This window comes from Paenibacillus swuensis, from assembly GCF_001644605.1.
Taxonomy (GTDB): Bacteria; Bacillota; Bacilli; order Paenibacillales; family DY6; genus Paenibacillus_N; species Paenibacillus_N swuensis.
The window spans coordinates 3904824-3924730 of record NZ_CP011388.1 but is presented as its reverse complement, the minus strand read 5'-3'; the positions used below and the strand labels follow the sequence as shown (position 1 = coordinate 3924730).

The 19907-nt window shown below is 45.6% G+C and carries 19 protein-coding genes; 13 read left to right on the top strand and 6 right to left on the bottom strand.

The genetic code is table 11. The features are described 5' to 3' along the window. Positions 1-6: 6 nt before the first annotated feature. Positions 7-2301: a type IA DNA topoisomerase gene (locus tag SY83_RS17480; protein WP_068608842.1), complete on the top strand. Its 2295-nt coding sequence runs from the start codon at positions 7-9 to the stop codon at positions 2299-2301. 2 nt (positions 2302-2303) lie between these two features. Here the strand turns inward: SY83_RS17480 and SY83_RS23360 are convergent, their stop codons facing one another. Beyond that, entirely contained in the window at positions 2304-3209 is a 906-nt protein-coding gene (locus SY83_RS23360; protein WP_068608839.1) for an ArsR/SmtB family transcription factor, read from the bottom strand. A gap of 159 nt (positions 3210-3368) precedes the next feature. On the opposite strand from SY83_RS23360, the gene SY83_RS23355 reads away from it, so the two are divergent. The 4 genes from SY83_RS23355 (at position 3369) to SY83_RS17455 (ending at position 5479) form a co-directional block, all read left to right on the top strand. After that, a complete protein-coding gene (locus SY83_RS23355; RefSeq protein WP_068608837.1) occupies positions 3369-3854 on the top strand; it encodes a hypothetical protein in 486 nt (161 codons plus the stop codon). A 117-nt stretch (positions 3855-3971) separates the two neighbouring features. Then, a complete protein-coding gene (ytxJ, locus tag SY83_RS17465) occupies positions 3972-4313 on the top strand; it encodes a bacillithiol system redox-active protein YtxJ (RefSeq protein WP_068608835.1) in 342 nt (113 codons plus the stop codon). A 30-nt stretch (positions 4314-4343) separates the two neighbouring features. After that, a complete protein-coding gene (locus SY83_RS17460) occupies positions 4344-4865 on the top strand; it encodes a hypothetical protein (RefSeq protein WP_068608833.1) in 522 nt (173 codons plus the stop codon). A gap of 152 nt (positions 4866-5017) precedes the next feature. Beyond that, positions 5018-5479 (top strand): hypothetical protein, encoded by a 462-nt coding sequence (locus SY83_RS17455; RefSeq protein WP_157279880.1) that lies wholly within the window; start codon positions 5018-5020, stop codon positions 5477-5479. A gap of 51 nt (positions 5480-5530) precedes the next feature. Here the strand turns inward: SY83_RS17455 and SY83_RS17450 are convergent, their stop codons facing one another. Continuing rightward, on the bottom strand, positions 5531-6364 hold the full coding sequence (locus SY83_RS17450) for a metallophosphoesterase (protein WP_197479887.1): 834 nt from the start codon (positions 6362-6364) through the stop codon (positions 5531-5533). Between the two features lie 116 nt (positions 6365-6480). On the opposite strand from SY83_RS17450, the gene SY83_RS17445 reads away from it, so the two are divergent. Together SY83_RS17445 and SY83_RS17440 are read left to right on the top strand one after the other, a co-directional pair. Next, the gene (locus SY83_RS17445; RefSeq protein ID WP_407944596.1) at positions 6481-7653 is read left to right on the top strand and encodes an MFS transporter; all 1173 of its coding nucleotides are present in this window, start codon (positions 6481-6483) and stop codon (positions 7651-7653) included. 93 nt (positions 7654-7746) lie between these two features. Beyond that, complete coding sequence (locus tag SY83_RS17440) at positions 7747-8427, top strand: GDSL-type esterase/lipase family protein (RefSeq protein WP_068608826.1); 681 nt, start codon at positions 7747-7749, stop codon at positions 8425-8427. A 45-nt stretch (positions 8428-8472) separates the two neighbouring features. Here the strand turns inward: SY83_RS17440 and SY83_RS17435 are convergent, their stop codons facing one another. Beyond that, positions 8473-8739: a hypothetical protein gene (locus SY83_RS17435; RefSeq protein WP_068608824.1), complete on the bottom strand. Its 267-nt coding sequence runs from the start codon at positions 8737-8739 to the stop codon at positions 8473-8475. A gap of 178 nt (positions 8740-8917) precedes the next feature. On the opposite strand from SY83_RS17435, the gene SY83_RS17430 reads away from it, so the two are divergent. Continuing rightward, the gene (locus tag SY83_RS17430; protein WP_068608821.1) at positions 8918-10237 is read left to right on the top strand and encodes a stalk domain-containing protein; all 1320 of its coding nucleotides are present in this window, start codon (positions 8918-8920) and stop codon (positions 10235-10237) included. Between the two features lie 46 nt (positions 10238-10283). Next, positions 10284-10505, top strand: a complete 222-nt coding sequence (locus SY83_RS17425) for a hypothetical protein (RefSeq protein ID WP_157279879.1) — start codon at positions 10284-10286, stop codon at positions 10503-10505. A gap of 10 nt (positions 10506-10515) precedes the next feature. Here SY83_RS17425 and SY83_RS17420 read toward each other — a convergent pair whose 3' ends face one another. Beyond that, positions 10516-10815 carry a hypothetical protein gene (locus SY83_RS17420; RefSeq protein WP_068608817.1) on the bottom strand — a complete coding sequence of 100 codons (300 nt, stop codon included), beginning with the start codon at positions 10813-10815 and terminating at the stop codon, positions 10516-10518. A 184-nt stretch (positions 10816-10999) separates the two neighbouring features. On the opposite strand from SY83_RS17420, the gene SY83_RS17415 reads away from it, so the two are divergent. The 4 genes from SY83_RS17415 (at position 11000) to SY83_RS17400 (ending at position 18182) form a co-directional block, all read left to right on the top strand. Then, positions 11000-11500, top strand: coding sequence for a hypothetical protein (locus tag SY83_RS17415; protein WP_157279878.1), 501 nt, complete (start codon positions 11000-11002; stop codon positions 11498-11500). A gap of 140 nt (positions 11501-11640) precedes the next feature. After that, positions 11641-11826: a hypothetical protein gene (locus tag SY83_RS17410; RefSeq protein ID WP_068608813.1), complete on the top strand. Its 186-nt coding sequence runs from the start codon at positions 11641-11643 to the stop codon at positions 11824-11826. A 175-nt stretch (positions 11827-12001) separates the two neighbouring features. Then, positions 12002-12313: a hypothetical protein gene (locus SY83_RS17405; RefSeq protein WP_068608811.1), complete on the top strand. Its 312-nt coding sequence runs from the start codon at positions 12002-12004 to the stop codon at positions 12311-12313. A 121-nt stretch (positions 12314-12434) separates the two neighbouring features. Beyond that, a complete protein-coding gene (locus SY83_RS17400) occupies positions 12435-18182 on the top strand; it encodes a HAMP domain-containing protein (RefSeq protein ID WP_068608809.1) in 5748 nt (1915 codons plus the stop codon). A gap of 149 nt (positions 18183-18331) precedes the next feature. On the opposite strand, the gene SY83_RS17395 is transcribed toward SY83_RS17400, so the two are convergent. Further along, complete coding sequence (locus tag SY83_RS17395) at positions 18332-19444, bottom strand: winged helix DNA-binding domain-containing protein (RefSeq protein WP_231891287.1); 1113 nt, start codon at positions 19442-19444, stop codon at positions 18332-18334. Further along, the gene (locus SY83_RS17390; protein WP_068608805.1) at positions 19434-19763 is read right to left on the bottom strand and encodes an antibiotic biosynthesis monooxygenase family protein; all 330 of its coding nucleotides are present in this window, start codon (positions 19761-19763) and stop codon (positions 19434-19436) included. Before SY83_RS17390 ends, SY83_RS17395 begins: the two co-directional genes overlap by 11 nt. Between the last annotated feature and the right edge of the window lie 144 nt (positions 19764-19907).

The following is a 19907-nucleotide window of genomic DNA, read 5'->3' as shown; positions in this document are numbered from 1 at the left end:
TTACGGTTGAAAACTTTAATAATAGCCGAGAAACCGGATATGGGCAGGAATATAGCCGCCGCCATCGAACCGAAATCGGTTAACAAACGAACGCATATTGAGGGAGAACGTTACATTATCACTTGGGCGATCGGGCACTTGCTTGGTTTGGCGGAGCCGGACTTGTATGACGACAAATATAAGAAGTGGAACTTCAACGATCTGCCGATCATTCCCGATCATTTCAAGCTGATTCCCAACGCAAGGACGAAGGATCAGTTGAAGGTGATCGGCGACTTGGCCAAAAGCTGTGACCGGCTGGTCAATGCTTGCGATGCCGGTAGGGAAGGACAGCACATATTCTCCCTGATTCAACGCCATCTCAAGCTGAGTCAACCGGTAAAGCGGCTATGGATATCCGATTTGACACCGGAGACGATTCGCAAAGGTTTCGAGAATTTGCGCGACGGTGTAGATTTCGAGAACTTAACCCGGGCTGCAAGAGCCCGCAGTGAAGCGGATTGGTTGATCGGGATGAACGGATCCCGGGCTTTTACGACCAAGCATAACGTGTTATTGTCCGTCGGCCGGGTACAAACGCCGGTTTTGGCTCTGATCTATGACCGTAACCGTGAGATCGAAATGTTTGATTCGTTGAAATATTTTGAACTGGAAGGGCATTTTGAGCAAGGTGATCTCGTCTATAAAGGCATGTGGCAGGGGGATCGCTTTACAGACCCTAAGAAGGCCGAAGCCTTGGCATCGCGAGTGAAAGGGAAACCTGGTGTTATCGACAGCTATGAAGTAAAGGAAACAAAAGAGTATCCTTACAAGTTGTATGATCTAACGCTCTTGCAACGGGATGCGAACGCGAAATTCAGTTTTTCGGCCAAGAAGACGCTGGATGTCGCTCAAACGCTATATGAAAAACATAAAGTCATCTCTTACCCAAGAACCAACTCCAACTTCGTAACGGAGCAGAACATCCCGGAGATGCATAAATCACTTGATATGTTAAAAGGCTCGGCCTATGACGAGTTTGTGCAGAACGCGAACCGCAGCCTCGTTCATAAGAACAACAAGAATCTGTGCAATCCGGTTAAAGTGGAAGATCACCATGCGATTCTCCCCACACGTAAACGCGCGCAGGGTTTGTCCGCCGACGAACAGAAGCTGTATGATCTCATCGTGCGCAGATTTCTGGCGCAGTTCTATCCGGCCGCGGAATACAAATTGCACACCGTTATGACAAAGGTTGAAGGGGAACTCTTTAAGACCACGGTCAAGGAGTTGCTGTCATTAGGCTGGAAAGTCATTTACGCGGATCAGAAGAAGGATAAGGCGAAGAGCAAGTCATCCAGGGACGAGGACTCGGAGGAAGAGGAAGAAACGAACACGCCCTTTACCGTAAACAGGGACTTGCCTGTACAATGTAAGGATGCAATTGTTAAGGAGAAGGATACGCAGCCTCCGAAGCATTTCACCGAGGGTACACTGCTGAAGGCGATGGAGAGCGCCGGCAAGCAGATCGAGAACGATGAGCTCCGCGAGGCGATGAAGGATGCGGGGCTGGGCACACCGGCCACCCGCGCCGCCACCATCGAGCGGCTCAAGAACGTGGGCTACATCGGGATGCAGGGTAAGCAAATCCGGATTACGCCCAAAGGCCGCACCGCGATTGAACTCATTCGCGGCGCCGGGGTTGATCTGCTGACCTCACCGGAGATGACCGGGGCGTGGGAACGCCGATTGAATGAGATTGCGGGAGGGATCGCCGAGGGCGATACCTTCATGAACAATGTCATCAAGTTCACTCGGGTCATCGTCGACAAGGTGAGGGTGCAGGCCCGCGCCTCCCGGCAAGCGTTCGAGCCGGGCGAAGCGGCACCTGCGGGCAAGGGCAGCGCCCGCAAAGGCGCCGCAGGCAAGGGCGGAGGGGCCGCTAGGCAGGCCCCTCCGGAGGGAGCGCGGCCCGCGGCGGGTGAAACCGCCGGGGGTGGCGCTCCTGCCCGCGCCCGCGCTGCGCGAACGGGCGCGGGTGAGGCTGCAGCGAGTTTGCCCGCTTGTCCGCGCACAGGGTGCGGCGGACAGTTGCTGGAGGGCAAACGAGGCTTCGGCTGCAGCCGTCACCGGGAGGGCTGCTCGTTCGTGATATGGAAGAACTCGCTGGGCAAAACCATAACCCCCGTAATGCTCCAAGCGCTCGTGACCAAAGGTCGGACGAACAAGTTGAAGTTCACGGGGGAAGAAGGCGCTTATTCGGGCAGAATTGTAATGCCCGATGCCGATACCGGGGCGTTACAGTTGGAACGCGAAGCCTGAGTTCATTCCAGGTAATACTCCAGGAAGCCTTTCAATTCGGCAATGCCTTCGGTCCGGAAGGAGAACCGTTCCTGAAGTCCGTGAATGTGGATTCGCACAAGACCTGCGGCGCGAAGCATCATCATATGATGGTGTACTGTTCCTTTGGACAACTTGGATTCTTGAACGACCTCAGTGAAACTTTTCGGCTCGTTGACGATATATCGCAGAAGCTGAAGCCTGCTGGGGTCAGACAAGGCACGGGTTATTCTCGTAAGATGGACCGGGGGCATATCTCCCTCTTCGGGATCGGGTCCGTCCAAGGAGTAATGCATGATCATCAAGCCTCGGTAGCAATTATAGTGGTTCAAGGGTCTGAAATGAATGGTTGGGACCAGGATGACATGATGCAATCCTTCCACCGGCTCCAGAATTACACCTGAAGTACATAACTCTACGAGCTTTTGGGGCTCCATTTTGGCTGTAAGCACACTCTTTAATTGATAATCATGGTGCAGCGTCATCAGCATTTCTTTGTCTAGACGGGTAAAGTACAAGCGGTTCCATTCCGCAAGCAATCCGGAGAAATGGGCCGTTTGTTCCATTAAGTCCTCCGGCAACAGTTCCGTATAGGGTTGCAGGTAATCTTTCAATTCGGGTTCAGTAAGGGAATCCAGCCAACGCAAAAACTTGCCGGTATCGGACTTCTCCGGGGATTGCCATACCCATAGATAGAAAAGATCCAACATTTGTATCGATTGAATTCGGTCCACCGCTTCCAGAAAAGAAGGCTCGAACCGCAACTCCGTTTTTTTGGTCCAGTCACTTCCGATGTCGAGGTGCTTGGTCCATTTTTTTTTGCAAAATATAATAAAGCTTCCTACCATCTCATAAGCGGGTGAAAAATCAATTTGAACGGTATAACTCAACACGCATTCCTCCGAAAGGATCGTTATAAAAATTTCTTCACTTGCCAGAACGCCTCTAGCACTACTATAATTAAAAAAGTTTGATATGTATAGAACTATTCTCCAGTTCAGCATGACAAACACAATACAAAGATAGACAAATCGGGAGGATGAAAGAAAATGATGAAAAAGCTTTTTACAGGGGTTATGTTGCTTGCAATCGTGCTCGCGGTAGCCGCATGTTCCAACAACAAACCGACAGAAGAAGAGGTAGCTAAGACAAACCAAGTTGCTTATAACGCCGTGAAAGTGGCTGTAGTTAAAGTAAACGCACTGTTCCATCATGATGTTGCAGCAGACGAAACGACACCTGTGATGACTTCCAAAACTAAAGAAGATGCGAAAGAAATTCTGGACGGTTATTTCGACGGCGCATTGTCCGATGCCATTATCACTCACTATGTAACTGACAAGAAAGCGGAAGACCGCGTAGTAGTAAACGCTGAGCCATTCTTTAAACAAGAGTTGCTTGCTTCTAAATTCGAAGATGTTACGGTTGAAGCCGGTGAAGAAGATGAGCATGTTGTAACAACGAAAGATGCAGGCAAATTCACTGTGAAACACGTAGAAGACGGCGATAAATTTATCGTAACGAAATACGAGTAAGTGAAATAGACTGAACACCATACAGACCGCCTTGAGGGGCGGTTTTTGTTTTGGGCGGATTTTTATTATAATAAGTAAGGTAAGGTAGAAATCATAGATGTGAAGGAGACGATTCGGATGGCTAAATGGACTGAAATTACACAATTGAATGAATGGGAAGAGGCTTTGGAACGTTCCGGCGAACAGCCATTGGTGATCTTGAAGCACAGTACGACTTGCCCGGTAAGTTCTAGCGCTTTGGAGGAGTTCGACACCTATCTGGACGGAACGCCTAATGAAAATTATAAATATTTGATGGTGAAGGTGATTGAATCCCGTCCGGTGTCCAATAAAATCGCGGAAGACTTGCAAGTGAAGCACGCATCACCTCAGATCATATTGGTTAAGAATAAAGAACAGGGATGGAATACCTCGCATTGGTCCATCACCGATAAACATATTAAAGCCGTACTCGACTAGGAGGAGATTGCCGTTACTTCACAGAATGAGATGGTTCCTTACGGTTACGTTCCGGATCCGGGAAGCAGGCGCGGCACATTCATTGTGTACGATACATTCGATCACCAAGCTGAGAAATTCACCTTGCGCTTGTTATCCTTTGCGCTCGACAGACGGTTTCGGAAATGGGTCGGGTATGTGCTCTCAGAGGCAACTCTTAAACGAATGAAGCTTAGCGCGGATAAGCCTTACTACAAGCGAATCGACGAATTAGGAGAAATTCTGGAAGACTATCGGAATCGAGATGAGTCCGGTTTGCAGGTTTCCATCGACAATTTCGAGGATAAACGGGGGAAGTATACTCCCTTTGAGATGACGATGCGTTTTCTCCAAGATAAGTATGATGGACCCATCTTCATCGCCATGAGAAAGGATACCGCTAATCGATTAGCTCAATTCGGCGCGTTGGACCCTTGGATTCGGGAAGTTCGTTTCGTTCTGATCGGCACAACGCAAGATGAAGCTCATCCCATGCTGCAAGCGAAAGCAAACCGTTGGGAATGGTATATGTAGCATCCTAAGCTCTGTCGTCAATGGCAGAGCTTTTTGTTTAAATTCACTACTTGTTTACATAATAAATATTATGTAAACAAACAGTGTTCTAAACCTCCATATTCATTCATATAGTTAACTTACAATATTCGTATGAACTGAGGGGTATGCGGATGCTAAAAGCTAAGGGACTATTCACGATTTGCAGGTTTGGTGCGAGCGTATCGATGTTAGTACGGAGCGAAACAAAGAGGCAAGCTTTGGAAGTAGCAAGACTTAAGATTCATACAAGCAACATCGAACTGGAGCATTTGGTCTTTAAAGACAAGAACGGGAGGCGTCACTCCTTTCATTCCATGCTGGCGGAGCAAATGGATTGGAACAAATCCGAGTTAACGGAAGAATCCGGCTTATTTCGGGTATTTGGCACGCTGAGTGCTGAACTGAAAGCACCGATAACCAATGAATTTCATGAAGAATATTTACTTCAATCCTCATTGCACCTTCCGAACGCCTTCCTGATGAATCATCCTGTGCTAGTCATACAAGGTATTCCGGAGCCCATCTTCCTGCGGATCGAGACACAGCGGTTGGAGTGGAAAGAGAAACGAAACGTTCTTTATATATTAAAATAGTAAAAGGTGATGCAAAGCCTCCCGATCCCGGGAGGCTTTGTTGTTGGAAGATTACATTTTGCGTTTCAGCGTGAGAATCGTGATTTCCGGTCTGCAGAATAACCGCAAAGGCAACTGGGACGTACCTATACCTCGATTTGTGTACACTTGTAATCCTCCTGGCAGGCGGTAGAGACCGTCCACATATTTACTACCCCGCGGAGGTGTAATCAATGCTCCAATGCCCGGCAACCGGATTTGTCCTCCATGGCTGTGTCCGGATAACTGTAAAGATACAGATGATTTATCATCGATCCGGTCCGCAAAGTCAGGCTCATGTACGAGCAAGAGGGTACAAGCTTCCTTCGGAATACCTTTAATCGCATCCATAAGGTCAGGTTGATCCCAAGTCACATTTTTCAATCCGGCAATGTATAGTTCGCTGTTATTCTTGGTTATCATGGCGTGTTTGTTATTTAGTACTGTAAACCCCGCTTCTTGCAACCGTGCCGTAACTTTCTTTGGTGAGTCCCAATAGTCATGATTTCCTAGCACTGCAAATTTACCATTGGATGCCTTTAATTGTGCCAACAACTCGGTTAAACCGTCGTTTTCTGCTATCGGTCCATCATATAGATCTCCTGTAAAACAAAGCACATCGGGTTGCAACAGGTTAATTCGTCGAACTAATTCGGCAAGCTGCTCTTCACCATAGAAATGTCCGGCATGTAAATCGCTGAAGTGCACAACACGCAACCCATTCATAGCGTTAGGCAGAAAGGGGATGGATATTGTAACATGTTTCTCTTCGTACCAAAGACGTTCTTTAAAGAAAGAATAGGTTGGAGTAAGGAGTAATGCACCGCCAGCCATGAAAGCTTTAGTGAGAAATGATCTACGGTTCACAGCCATTGCCTCCTTTACATTTAAGTATATTTCGATCAACTCGCCTTTTTCATTTAAGTCGGCTACAATGGGTAGGTTAATTGTACAGTGTTCAGTTTACAAATAGGAGGATTATATTGTCACCCCAGAGAATCATTTCACCAAGATATCAGCTTGTTAGTTTGTTGCTTGTTATTATTGTAGCCGGCTTGAGCCAAGGCTTGTTGTTGCCCTTACTGTCTATCTTACTTGAACATTACGGCGTCTCCGCTGAAACGAACGGTTTGAATTCCACCGCGCTCTATATCGGGATTTTCTTTACGATGTTTATTATAGAGAAGCCTGTCATGCGTTATGGATATCGTACGGTAATCATAGCAGGAATTACTTTAGTCACGGCAGCTACCGTTCTGTTTCCGCTTTCCCACGCGCTCTCGTTCTGGTTTGTCTTGAGACTGCTTGTCGGAATCGGTGACAGCGCGTTGCATTATGCCACGCAATTATGGATCGTCAGCTCAAGTCCGGCTGACCGGAGAGGACGTTATATCTCTTTATACGGGATGGCCTATGGCATTGGTTTCAGTATCGGCCCGCTTGGCATTAATCTGCTGCCATATGGTGAAGCGGTGCCTTTCATCGTCAGCGGGGTTTTCTTTGCGGTTGTACTAATTCTGGTACTGCGGCTGCCTAACTCTTACCCGGAATGGGCAGGCAAAGAAATAAACCAAGAGGGGAACCGATTTATTCGTACTTATCGAATTGCCTGGTTTGCATTAATCCCTACTTTTCTATACGGGTTCATGGAAGCTTCGATGAACAGTAACTTTCCGTTGTATGGGCTAAGGATTGATCTGAATCAACAATGGATTTCCTTATTGTTGCTTGCGTTTGGTGTTGGAACGTTAGTTTTACAATTACCTCTAGGTATATGGAGTGACAAGGTTGGGCGTAAGCCGGTACTGATGGTAACGGGGTTTATCGGATCCTTGCTGTTCTTCGCGATTCCAGCAGCTGGTGACCACTTAGTTCTGTTATTCGTGTTCTTCATCTGCGCCGGCGGGGTTGTAGGTTCATTCTACTCCCTTGGTTTAGCTTATTGCGCGGATGTGCTTCCCCGAAATATACTACCCGCTGCCAATGTTATCGCCTCTATACAGTTCAGTATCGGAAGCATTACCGGACCGTTATTAGGGGGGTATGGAATAAGATATGTCTCGATCAGCAGCATATTTCTTTTTTTGGGAATGGCTTATCTCTTGTTTACATTATCCGGATTGGCTTTCCGGCCGCGAAAATTAAACAACACGTAACAAGATCAATCTGTTGAAACCGAAGATACTATTCATTCCTTCTCTCACATAATATGATAAGTAATTGAGTGCTTGTAGAGAGGAAGGATACACATGATGGAATCGGATCTTCCTAATGGATCGGCAAATCCGGATTCTGTTCTGGAGCGCCACTTACAGTATACAGCCATTGGAGATTCCTTGACTGTAGGCTATGGCGGTACCCAAGCTGGAGGCTTTACGGAAATTTTTCGGCAAAAATTGGAGCAACAGTTGCAACAGCCGATTCTGTTGTATAACTATGGGGTAAACGGAGCGACTTCAGAACAGATCTACCGATATATACTGGAAAACGATGAAATACAGCATCGTTTACGGGATTCTAATTGGATCACACTAACGGCAGGCGGGAACGACTTGCTGCAAGCGGCCAAGCCATATTTCATGGAGGGAGTGACCGAACCGTTAAAACTGGCTGTACGTGCATATCGTCATTTCCTGCAAGATATTATTGGATTAATTGCCCGAATAAAGGACTATAAATCTGACTTTCAGCTATTTTTGCTAGACCTTTATAATCCCGTTCCATCCATGGATGAAGCCCGAATATGGGTTCGGCGCTTCAATCGTCCCATGAAAGTATTTAACTCGGAGACGATTCATTATGTGCCCGTACTTGAAGCCTTTGCGTCGGAGTATGATCGACTGATATCCGATGACTTTGTTCACCCCAATGACAGAGGGTATCAGGTGATGGCAGATGTGTTATTTCAAACGTATAATAACGTAAGATAAGCAAAAAAGTCCCTGTGAAGGGACTTTTATTGTTTCAGTATGGGGTTATTTCAGTTTCTCTAGTACCTGAACTGAAATAGGTTCCATATAACGAGTCATGCAATTACATAAGTAATCTTTACGGCAAATCGGGCAAGGTTCTTTCAACAATCGGCTAATGTGAGTTGCTTTGGCATCTCCTGTGGAAGCATCTCCGCTGAAAGTTAATCGACATTCAAGACGATCTTCTAATTGAGCTACTACTTGAAAGAGGTCATTGGATTGATTCTTACTTACGATTTGAGCACTGACTACTTGCGGACGGTAAGCCATGGAAAAGGTCCTCCTTAAATGTTAACACTGGTTCAATTCTTCTAGTATAGTGGAATGGAGGTATGCCTGCAAGTTTCAACAAATCTTATCTTGTGCTAAAATATTTGAAATTTCCCTAAATTTCCTGTTTCATATGCTAAAATGATGTTATCCATACTTAGGGAGGGACATTGAAATTTTGAGAACAAGGACGCTAATAACGGCATTGCTTGCCGGATGCATAGCCATTCCTCAGGTAATATCCGCAGCAGAGCCACGGATCATAAAGGTGGATGGCAAGTCGATTCAACTTGATCAACCCGTAATTACACATAATGGCAGCACAATGGTACCATTCAGGTCCATCTTTGAAGAGCTGGGATTTAAGGTGGGTTGGAACTCCCCGACACAGACGATTACTGGCAGCAAAAGTGGAAAACGCATTGAATTAAAGCTTCAATCGAAGCTGGCGCTAGTGGATAATAAATCTATTGCCATGCCGGTGGCACCGCAAATCGTGCGCGGACAGACTTTAGTTCCTTTAAGATTTGTCAGTGAAACAGCAGGCTCTACCGTGAAATGGGATTCGATTACTGGAATCATATGGATTAATCGCGGACAAGCTACCTTAGAAAGCACAGTTCAAGCTCCGAAACCTGTAGCGACTGGTTCTAAACCATCTGTTTCATTAATGGGAATAGAGGTTGGAGACAGCATTGAGACAGTAACCACCCGATTGGGAGCGCCGGTACGAAAGGATCCAAGCGAATACGGTTTCACATGGTATATTTATCATAATAAGTACAAAAATTACATTCAGGTGGGCATATCCAACGGAATTGCAGTGGCTTTATATACCAATGCCAACGGTTGGACCTTAAAGAATAACATTACAGTCGGTACTTCGAAGAGAGACGCGGAACAACAAATGGGTGCTCCCGTCACATCCATCATGAAGAACAACGTAAAATATATACTTAATGATAATGAACATATCGGTCGTTATCGCTTGGGAGCGAATTATGTAACGCTGTTTTATGACAAGTATACGCAAAACAGAGTAACATCCGTTCTTGTGGTTCAAGCTAAAGCTGAAGAAAGTTTAGTTCAACATCATGGGTCAGAGCTGATCTCGGCATATGAGCAACAAAGTTTTGACATCGCAAATGCCCTTCGGGTAAGATTGGGTAAAACTCCGTTTATTTGGGACAAGTCTGTGTCATCTACAGCGCGCAAACACAGCGCGGATATGATTGTTAATCGTTACTTCGATCATTCCAGCCCTTCAGGAACAAGTCCATTAGATCGAATGAAGACAGACGGCATCATCTTTCAATCGGCTGCGGAGAATATTGCCGCAGGTCAGCAAAATGCGATCTATGCTCACGAAGCGTGGATGAATTCCGAAGGACATCGAACTAACCTCATGTCAGATAACACTAGGCTGGGTGTGGGGGTATCGTTCGGTGGCAAGATGAACGTATATTATACCCAGAATTTCTTTACTCCTTATAAATAATTAGATTGATTGATAGAAGGAAAGCCTCAGAACATTGAGGCTTTTCTTGACTAATGAGAACGAAAGGAAAGAATATATGAAAAACTCAGAACAGGAATATCGGTTGAAGCTGAAGAGTATGACTGACGAACAAGTGATAAAAGAAGCCCAAACTCAATTAGGTAATGGCGCAGATCAGAAGTTAGATTGGATTATAGATGAATGTGAACGGAGAGAAAAGCCTGAGATCATGGAAGAAGTTTATGTGTGGTACTCACTAAGTACGTAGCTTTGGTATGTTAAGCGTATTTCAGTTGTTGTTCGCTTAGCATGACCTTTATGAATCGTATGCGTTTCCTAATATAAAAATCTAAGCTTGCACCGGTCAAGTCTCCAGGTTTCAAATAAGTTTGACTTTCATTATCCATAATGGTTACAGAACCATCCGGATAAAACTTAAACGTCAAATCCTTCCACTCCAATGCCATGCGGTCCAACATCGTGTCAATTTGCTCGACTGAAAGATGTTCACTTGATTGGACTGCCTTATGAAACCAGTAATCCCTCTCAATAAAACGATAGTGTTCACAAAATCTCATAACCTGCACCCCTTCTCAGGAACATTTGTTCTTGTTATAATCATAACAAACATTTGTTCTTATTGGAAGTGTTTTCTATATCTTTTTTTGAATTTTTTTATATTTTTTATCATATATTTACATCTTAGAATTTTTAGTGAAATGAGTGTGATAGAAATTGTTTGATCCGACGGTGTATGACAACTTGAAAGTAGTACTGGAAGGAGGGATTTATGATTTGGATCTGGCGGGGAGAATCCTGGTGACAGACCGATCGGACCTGGTTGATTTGTCCGTCATGTCGAGAGATTTTCGATTGCGCTTCATATTGCGTGACAGTATTGCTGAACCTGCGCAAGCTCATGTACGTTTATCGGCGAATCTCGCCAATTTGGCCGCTGAAATACTTGAACAGAAGGGTTCGGATCCCGGCTGTAATTTGTCTATTCGATTCCGTACACGTATAGTTAATCCCGATCAGGAATGTCATGTTCTAGGCGAAGGGATACGGCAAATTTGGGGAAAGGGTATAACCATGACTCAACAAATCAGTTATCTGTTCGGTGATGAATCACCCCAATATCTGAATAACATTCAAATATCCTTTGACCATGTAATCACGGAGACCCATATAGATGATATACCAAGCTTGTTGAATCATATCGTAAAAACACTGAGATTTCTGGATCATACAGCGCTTTCTTAACAATCATTTCCCGGGCACTCGCAATCCTCGCTATAATGCGACTCTAAGCGACGGTCTATAACTGTATCATTCTTCATAAGCTTGATCGGATTGGGTTATTCTAAGATCTGAAACAACTTATCCGAACAGGAGGATTGACTATGCCCGGACATCATAGCGAAGACGGCCATACCCGCAGACACGAAGATATCAATGTTGAGAATCAATTAACTGTTAATGGCGGGGAGCATCGCAACGGAAGAAAGAGTCAGATCAAGAACAGTAATATAGGTGGAGAAGATAAATATCCTAACGCCTACGTCAGTTCTTCCGAGCATCAAGAGTAGCTTAACGTTATTCATTATATTAGCTGCGCTAATCGTAATAAAGCGCAGCTTTTTTTGACGACTTTAATATATTTTTATTTTCTTTTAAGAAATTAGTGTTAAACTTGTTTCAGTCACTCTCAGAATGGGTAAATACAGTTATATCATTTAATTATTGCTGTTGGGAGTGTGGAAGATGGAAAAAGAGACATACTACATTTCAGTGGCCGAGGCATTTGTGCGTAAAGAAACCTACGGCGAGAACTATGAATTTGTCATCCGCGCGACTGAAGAGGAAGCCGAAAGTTTAATGGAGCATATGAACACATTACAAACGGATGACGAGAAGAGTCATTTCAAGGCGATGATTCCTTACAAGTCGAACGAAACCGATTCCACTAACCTTGAATTCAAGGACGATATGAAAACGTTATATCGCAAAATTCATGAGTTGGGAACGGAAGAAACGAAACAGCATATCGAAAGTATGAATATCGTACAAGTTTAATGTGAGGCACTGACATCGCTTCGAAAGAGCATCTTGTCCCGATATCGGAGAGATGCTCTTTATATTGCGGTGATGATTATACAGCAACACAAACCATATATGAATGGGGAAGGATATTCTCATGCCGGACAAAGACCAGAATATTATCGGCGGTAACGACCAAATCAGCGCCAACGAACTGTTAGGCGCGCTTCTTGCGTTTAAAAAAGGGGATTTCAGTGTCAGATTGCCATATGATCGTGAAGGAGTAGGCGGTAAGATCGCGGATGCTTTCAATGATATTATGGATATGCAGGAAAATTTAATTAACGAAACAAAGGTAGTTGCTCAAGTTGTAGGTAAAGAGGGAAAGCTTACCCGGCGGTTCGGGCATAAGAATTCCGGCGGCTCCTGGGCAACATTAACCGATTCATTGAACGAACTTGTCGTAGACCTAACTCAACCGACTATTGAGATGGTCAGCGTAATTAATGCCGTAGCGCAAGGCGATCTTTCGCAGAAGATCGAATTGGAATACGAAGGACGCGCATTAACCGGCGAATTTTTAAGGACTGCAAATAATATTAACCGCATGGTGAACCAGTTAAGCACATTTGCTTCAGAAGTTATCCGGGTATCCCGCGAAGTTGGTACGGACGGGAAGCTTGGCGGCCAGGCGGAAGTGAATGAAGTTTCAGGAACATGGCGGATTCTAACGGATTCGGTTAACAATATGGCCAGCAATCTAACGGGCCAGGTTCGTAACATTGCTGAGGTGACCACGGCGGTTGCCCAAGGTGATTTGTCCAAACAGATTACGGTTGATGCCAAAGGCGAAATTCTTCAACTGAAAAGTACGATTAATACGATGGTAGACCAACTGTCCACGTTCGCATCCGAGGTTACAAGGGTTGCGCGCGAGGTAGGTACGGAAGGAAAACTCGGCGGCCAAGCTGATGTTAAGGGCGTATCGGGAACATGGCGCGATCTGACGGAAAGCGTAAACCATATGGCGAGCAATCTGACGAATCAGGTGCGTAATATAGCCGTCGTGACAACTTCCGTTGCAAACGGCGACTTGTCCAAGAAAATCACCGCGGACGCACAAGGCGAAGTTCTTGAAATGAAGAACACGATCAATACGATGGTGGATCAGCTTTCCACATTTGCGTCTGAGGTTACGCGGGTAGCGCGCGAGGTAGGTTCCGAAGGCGAATTGGGCGGACAGGCCGAAGTACGAGGCGTTGCAGGAACATGGCGTGATTTAACGGAGAGCGTTAACTCCATGGCGAGCAATCTGACCAATCAGGTGCGTAATATCGCTGAAGTGACGACAGCCGTTGCGAAAGGTGATTTGTCCAAACATATCACCGTTGACGCCAAAGGCGAGATTCTGCAGTTGAAAAGCACCATTAATACGATGGTGGATCAGCTTTCCACGTTCGCATCCGAGGTAACGAGGGTCGCTCGAGAAGTATCCAATGAGGGTAAACTGGGCGGCGAGGCTGATGTTAAAGACGTATCAGGTACTTGGAAAGACTTAACCGACAGCGTTAACTTCATGGCCAGTACTTTAACGGACCAAGTTCGTAACATTGCGGAGGTGACCACGGCAGTAGCTAAGGGTGATCTGTCCAAACAGATTACCGTAGACGCCAAGGGTGAAATTCTGCAATTGAAGAGTACGATTAATACGATGGTGGATCAGTTGTCCACGTTCGCATCCGAGGTTACACGTGTTGCTCGCGAGGTAGGCACTGAAGGCATTTTGGGCGGACAAGCTGATGTTAAGGGTGTGTCCGGAACGTGGCGTGATTTGACTGAGAGCGTTAACTCCATGGCGAGTAACTTGACGGATCAGGTACGTAACATTGCGGTTGTAACAACAGCGGTTGCGAACGGTGATTTGTCCAAGAAGATAACAGCAGATGTTCAGGGCGAGGTTCTTGAACTTAAGAATACAATTAATACGATGGTGGATCAGCTTTCCACGTTCGCATCCGAGGTAACGCGTGTGGCGCGTGAGGTTGGTACCGAAGGGAAGTTGGGCGGTCAGGCACAGGTTAAAGGTGTAGGCGGCACATGGAAAGATCTTACCGAAAGTGTAAATTACATGGCCAGCAATCTGACTGACCAAGTACGTAACATCGCGGATGTAACGACAGCCGTCGCGAAAGGTGATTTGTCCAAGAAAATTACGGTTGATGTTAAAGGCGAGATGCTACAACTGAAAAGCACTGTAAATACGATGGTGGATCAACTTTCCAACTTCGCATCCGAGGTTACAAGGGTTGCCCGTGAATTCGGTACGGAAGGGAAGCTGGGCGGTCAGGCCGACGTTAAAGATGTGTCCGGTACCTGGAAAGACTTGACGGATTCCGTAAACTATATGACCGGGAATTTGACATCCCAGGTACGTAACATTGCTGCTGTGACTACAGCGGTTGCGAACGGCGATTTGTCCAAGAAAATTACGGTCGACGTTAAAGGCGAGTTGTTGGAGCTGAAGAACACGATCAATACGATGGTGGATCAGCTGAATTCCTTCGCATCCGAGGTTACAAGGGTTGCTCGCGAGGTAGGTACGGACGGTAAACTAGGCGGTCAAGCACAGGTTAAAGGTGTAGGCGGTACCTGGAAAGATTTGACCGACAATGTTAATATCATGGCGACGAACTTGACTAACCAGGTTCGGGGTATTGCCAAAGTCGTAACCGCGGTAGCCAACGGTAATTTGAAGCAGAAACTGACGGTCGACGCCAAAGGCGAGATTGTCGAACTGACTGATACGATTAACGATATGATCGACACTCTTGCCACGTTCGCTGATCAGGTTACAACGGTTGCGCGTGAGGTAGGAGCAGAAGGTAAGCTGGGCGGTCAAGCGAACGTACCAGGCGCCGCGGGTACATGGCGTGACTTGACGGATAACGTAAACTACATGGCTAGTACGCTTACTACACAGGTTCGTGCGATTACGAATGTAGCCGTAGCCGTTGCCAAAGGTGATCATTCACGTACTATTGCGGTTGAGGCTGTTGGCGAAGTTGAAACGCTTAAAGATAATATCAATGAAATGATACGTAATCTCAAAGAAACAACACGGATCAACACGGAGCAAGACTGGTTGAAAACAAATCTTGCGAAGTTTAGCCGAATCCTGCAGGGTCAACGTGATTTGTATGCCGTTTGCCGCATGATCATGTCGGAGCTTGCACCGTTAGTTTCCATGCAGCATGGCGTGTTCTACATGAATGATACGAGTACAGGCGAACCGATTTTACGTATGTTTGCCAGCTACGCCTATCAAAACCGTAAAAATCTTTCCAATGAATTCCGTGCCGGAGAAGGCTTGGTTGGTCAATGTCTCATTGAGAAACAGAGAATATTGCTCTCCAATGTACCGGATGATTATGTGGTTATTTCTTCAGCGTTGGGAGAATCCACACCGCTTAACATCGTGTTGCTGCCAATTATCTTTGAAGATCAGGTACTTGCGGTCATGGAGCTTGCTTCCTTCCGTAAATTCACGGAAATTGATGTTGCGTTCCTGGATCAATTAACGGAAAGTATTGCGATTGTTCTGAACACAATGCAAGCGAATATGCGTACTGAGGAACTGTTGATGCAATCTCAATCCCTAACGGAAGAGTTGCAGAAACAACAACTGGAGCTTCAACATACGAATGAAGAACTGGAAGACAAAGCGAAATTGCTTGTCATTCAGAAGGCGGAAGTCGAGAGCAAGAACAATGAAGTTGAGCTGGCTAAACGATTCCTGGAAGAAAAAGCCGAGCAATTATCTCTTACTTCCAAATATAAATCAGAGTTTCTGGCGAACATGTCCCATGAGCTGAGAACTCCTCTGAACAGCTTGTTATTACTTGCGGAGCAACTTTCTGAGAACCCGGATCGCAATTTAAGAGATGATCAAGTTCGGTTTGCCAAGACAATTCATGATTCGGGTTTAGATTTACTTAACCTTATTAATGATATTTTGGACCTTTCCAAAATTGAATCCGGTACTTCATCGGCTGAAATTGCGGAAATGAAACTTCTGGAATTGACGGAAAGCATGGACCGCACCTTCCGCCATATCGCGGATGATAAGAAACTGGAGTTCAGGATTAAATCCGAACCGAACCTTCCTGAGACGATCATGACAGACTCCAAACGGTTACAACAGATATTGAAGAATTTGCTGTCTAATGCCTTTAAGTTTACGGAGAAAGGCCAAGTCTTATTGCAGATTCGCAGAGCCAATGAAGGCTGGAGTATGGATAACGAGACGCTTAATACCGCAAAAATGGTTATGGCTTTCTCCGTTACAGACAGCGGTATTGGTATTCCGTTAGAGAAGCAAAACATTATATTTGAAGCGTTCCAGCAAGCAGACGGCAGTACGAGCCGCAATTACGGTGGAACGGGACTGGGACTTGCCATATCCAGAGAAATCGCGTTAATGCTGGGCGGAGAAATCTCGATCACCAGCTTTGTGGGTAAAGGAAGTACGTTTGTTCTTTACCTTCCCATTGAAGCAGATCCGGCTGTACTAAAGGAACAACGTCAAGCAAATGCAGCTGCACTAAGTGAAGTGGCCGCAGGTTATATTCCTGAGGTTATCGATATTACTCCTCCTAAACGTCAGCGTACACCGTTGTTGAACAATATTGAAGAAATCAACGACGACCGTGAAGATATTAAACCTAACGACCGTGTGTTCTTAATTGTCGAAGACGACTCGAAATTTAATGAAATTTTATTAGATGTGCTTCGCAAAAAAGGCATTAAAGCCATTGTTACATCATCTGGTCAGGAAGCGCTGGAGCTTGCGCGGAAATTTAAGCCTCAAGCGATTACGTTAGATATTCGATTAAGAGATATGAGCGGGATTACCGTGCTGGAGCAGTTGAAAGGCGATATCAACGTTCGACATATCCCGGTATGTGTCATAACCGTTGAGGACGACGGCGTTCAGATGCTACAAAAAGGCGCGTATCATTATCTGTGCAAACCTGTTAACAATGAGGATTTAGAGAATGCGTTGGATCGCTTGAACGATTTTGCCAACAAACAATCCAAGAACTTATTAGTTGCAGTGAATGCCGCGGAGCAACGCAAAGAAACCATTGATCGAATAAATAACGAGGACCTAAAGATTACGTCGACCGATACGGGGCGTAAAGCTTTGAATCAGCTGAAATCCAAGGAAATGGATTGCATTGTTCTGGAAGATGATCTTCCCGATATGAACGTAATTAAGTTTATTCGTGAGATGCAGAAAACCTCCAAGAACAAGTACCTGCCAGTTGTGTTGAAACGCAATCAGAACTTAACTCATGAGGAAGAAGAAGAATTAGAAGAACTGATGCGTACCAACGTAATCAAGGAAGTCAAATCTCCTGTGCAGCTCATGGATGAGTCGACATTGTTCTTGCATCGTAAACAGGAGGATTTACCGGAGCAGCATCGGGATACCTTGATTAAAATTCATCAATCCGATGAGGTCATTGTAAATAAGAAAGTGCTTGTTGTTGATGACGATATCCGTAACATTTTTGCACTGACCACCATTTTGGAAAGACATCAGATGGATGTACTGTCTGCCGAGAACGGCTATGACGCCATTCGCATATTGGAACAATCACCGGAAATTGACATTGTGTTAATGGATATCATGATGCCAATGATGGACGGTTATCAGACAATGCGAGCGATTCGTCAGAATTCCACCTTCGAGAAATTACCGATTATTGCGCTCACTGCCAAAGCGATGAAGGGTGATCGTGAACTTTGCCTTGAAGCCGGAGCTTCCGATTACATTACGAAGCCGGTTAACAGCTCGCAGCTTCTTGCGATGATGCGCAGCTGGATGTTTAAAGATCAATAAAATACGCAGATCCTGTCCTTCGGGGCAGGATTTTTTTATGATTCTGGAATGAAAAAGGGTTATGCGTTGTCTATAAGGTGAGGTGAATGGAAGCTAAAGGTAGGTCCCTAGTGAGCAGAAATGAAAAAGCTGATGCGATGATTACGCAATCAGCTTTTTGGGATTTGAATATCCAATGCATCTGCATTAGGAGCGATGAAGGAGAGAAGACGGGAACCTTCCTTTTCGATGTCTACAATTTGCTCCGATGTTAATGATCTGAAAGGCTCAATGAGAAGTGTTGCCGAAGAGCGTTTCACAGAGATGGACCATAACCCGGCAACGATCCCATCCACCAGAATTGCAGAGCGAATGATTCCATTCTTCGTGAAAATTAAGGGACGATCCGTTTCACTGATAATTCGTGAACGATCCGCATACGACAGAAGCATGTTGTCGAATTCACCAAGGAAACGCATAGGCGCAGGTGTATCGGCATCAGGAAGAGGGGTATCAGGGATGTCGAACAGTTCGGTTCCACGTTCGTCTTTATAAACACATAGTTGGTTCTTTAACCCATCCACGACCTCGCGTAACCCCGTCAGTCCGCACCACACTTGGATATCTTTCACAGAAGCGGGTCCGAATGCGGTTAAATAGCGCATGACTACATCTTCTAATCCGAATGGAGTTATATTGTCGATTTGCACATCGGTCAGCCAAGTTTCAGCGGAGGTATGAGCGGCTTGTCCGATCTCGCCCCAGAGGCCTCGCGGCGGAACTTGTACCAGAGGAACATAGGTACGGACTACGGCTGCAAGGGCCTCAGGATCGCAAAGTGGCCACTGTTCACGCAGCATTCTGCCAAGCTCGTGGTATGTACGCGGTGATTCCTCCACGAGTGCACGTCCGGCAGAGGCAATTGCTTCTCGGTTAACACCGGCCAACTTACGGCCGAATGACCCGGTCAAACCTCGTTCATGCACAGGCTGTAATAATGGCCGTAAGCCTATACAATCTTTCGCGCTGACGAGGTGGATGGTGGATCGCATCAAGGCGATACGTACAACTTTGCGATTGAGATACAGCTCAGATAAATCAGATTGTTTAAAGTTCTCCAACCTGCTCCATAAACCGACGTATGGCGGATTCGGCCATTGCGCCTGCAAACCCACTAAATGTTCTAACGCTTCCAATGGAGCAAGAGGGGAACGTTCGAGGAGGAGTTGACGCTTTAATAATGCGCGATTAAGAGCCCGAGTCGACAATGTGTTAGACTTCAAAGAAATAGTCCTTCTCCACTTTACTAATCCTCACCGCGTATTGACTGTACCAATCCGATTTTCCTTTGGCTTGTGCGGATTGATGATTAGATTGTTCTTTCCAAGCCTTAATATCTTCGAGGGTGCTCCAATAGGACACGGTAATGCCTAAACCATCTGCTCCCCGCGCGCTTTCAAAACCAAGAAACCCTGTTTGTTGCGAAGCTAACTCCACCATGTGATCCGACATGGACCCGTACCCTTGGTCTCCCTCTGTACGTTCCGAAGTAAAGATAACGGCATAATAGGGCGGAGGAGGTGTAATGGCAAGTAGTGACATGATTATCTCTCCTTTAGTAGGGTATTGTTCAAACAGCAGAATGAAATAATTACCATAAATATAGCACATGATTAAAATGTCGACTATGAAAAAAAGCAAACCGCAAAGGTTTGCTTTCATACGTTTAGAAGCTTAAGGATCATA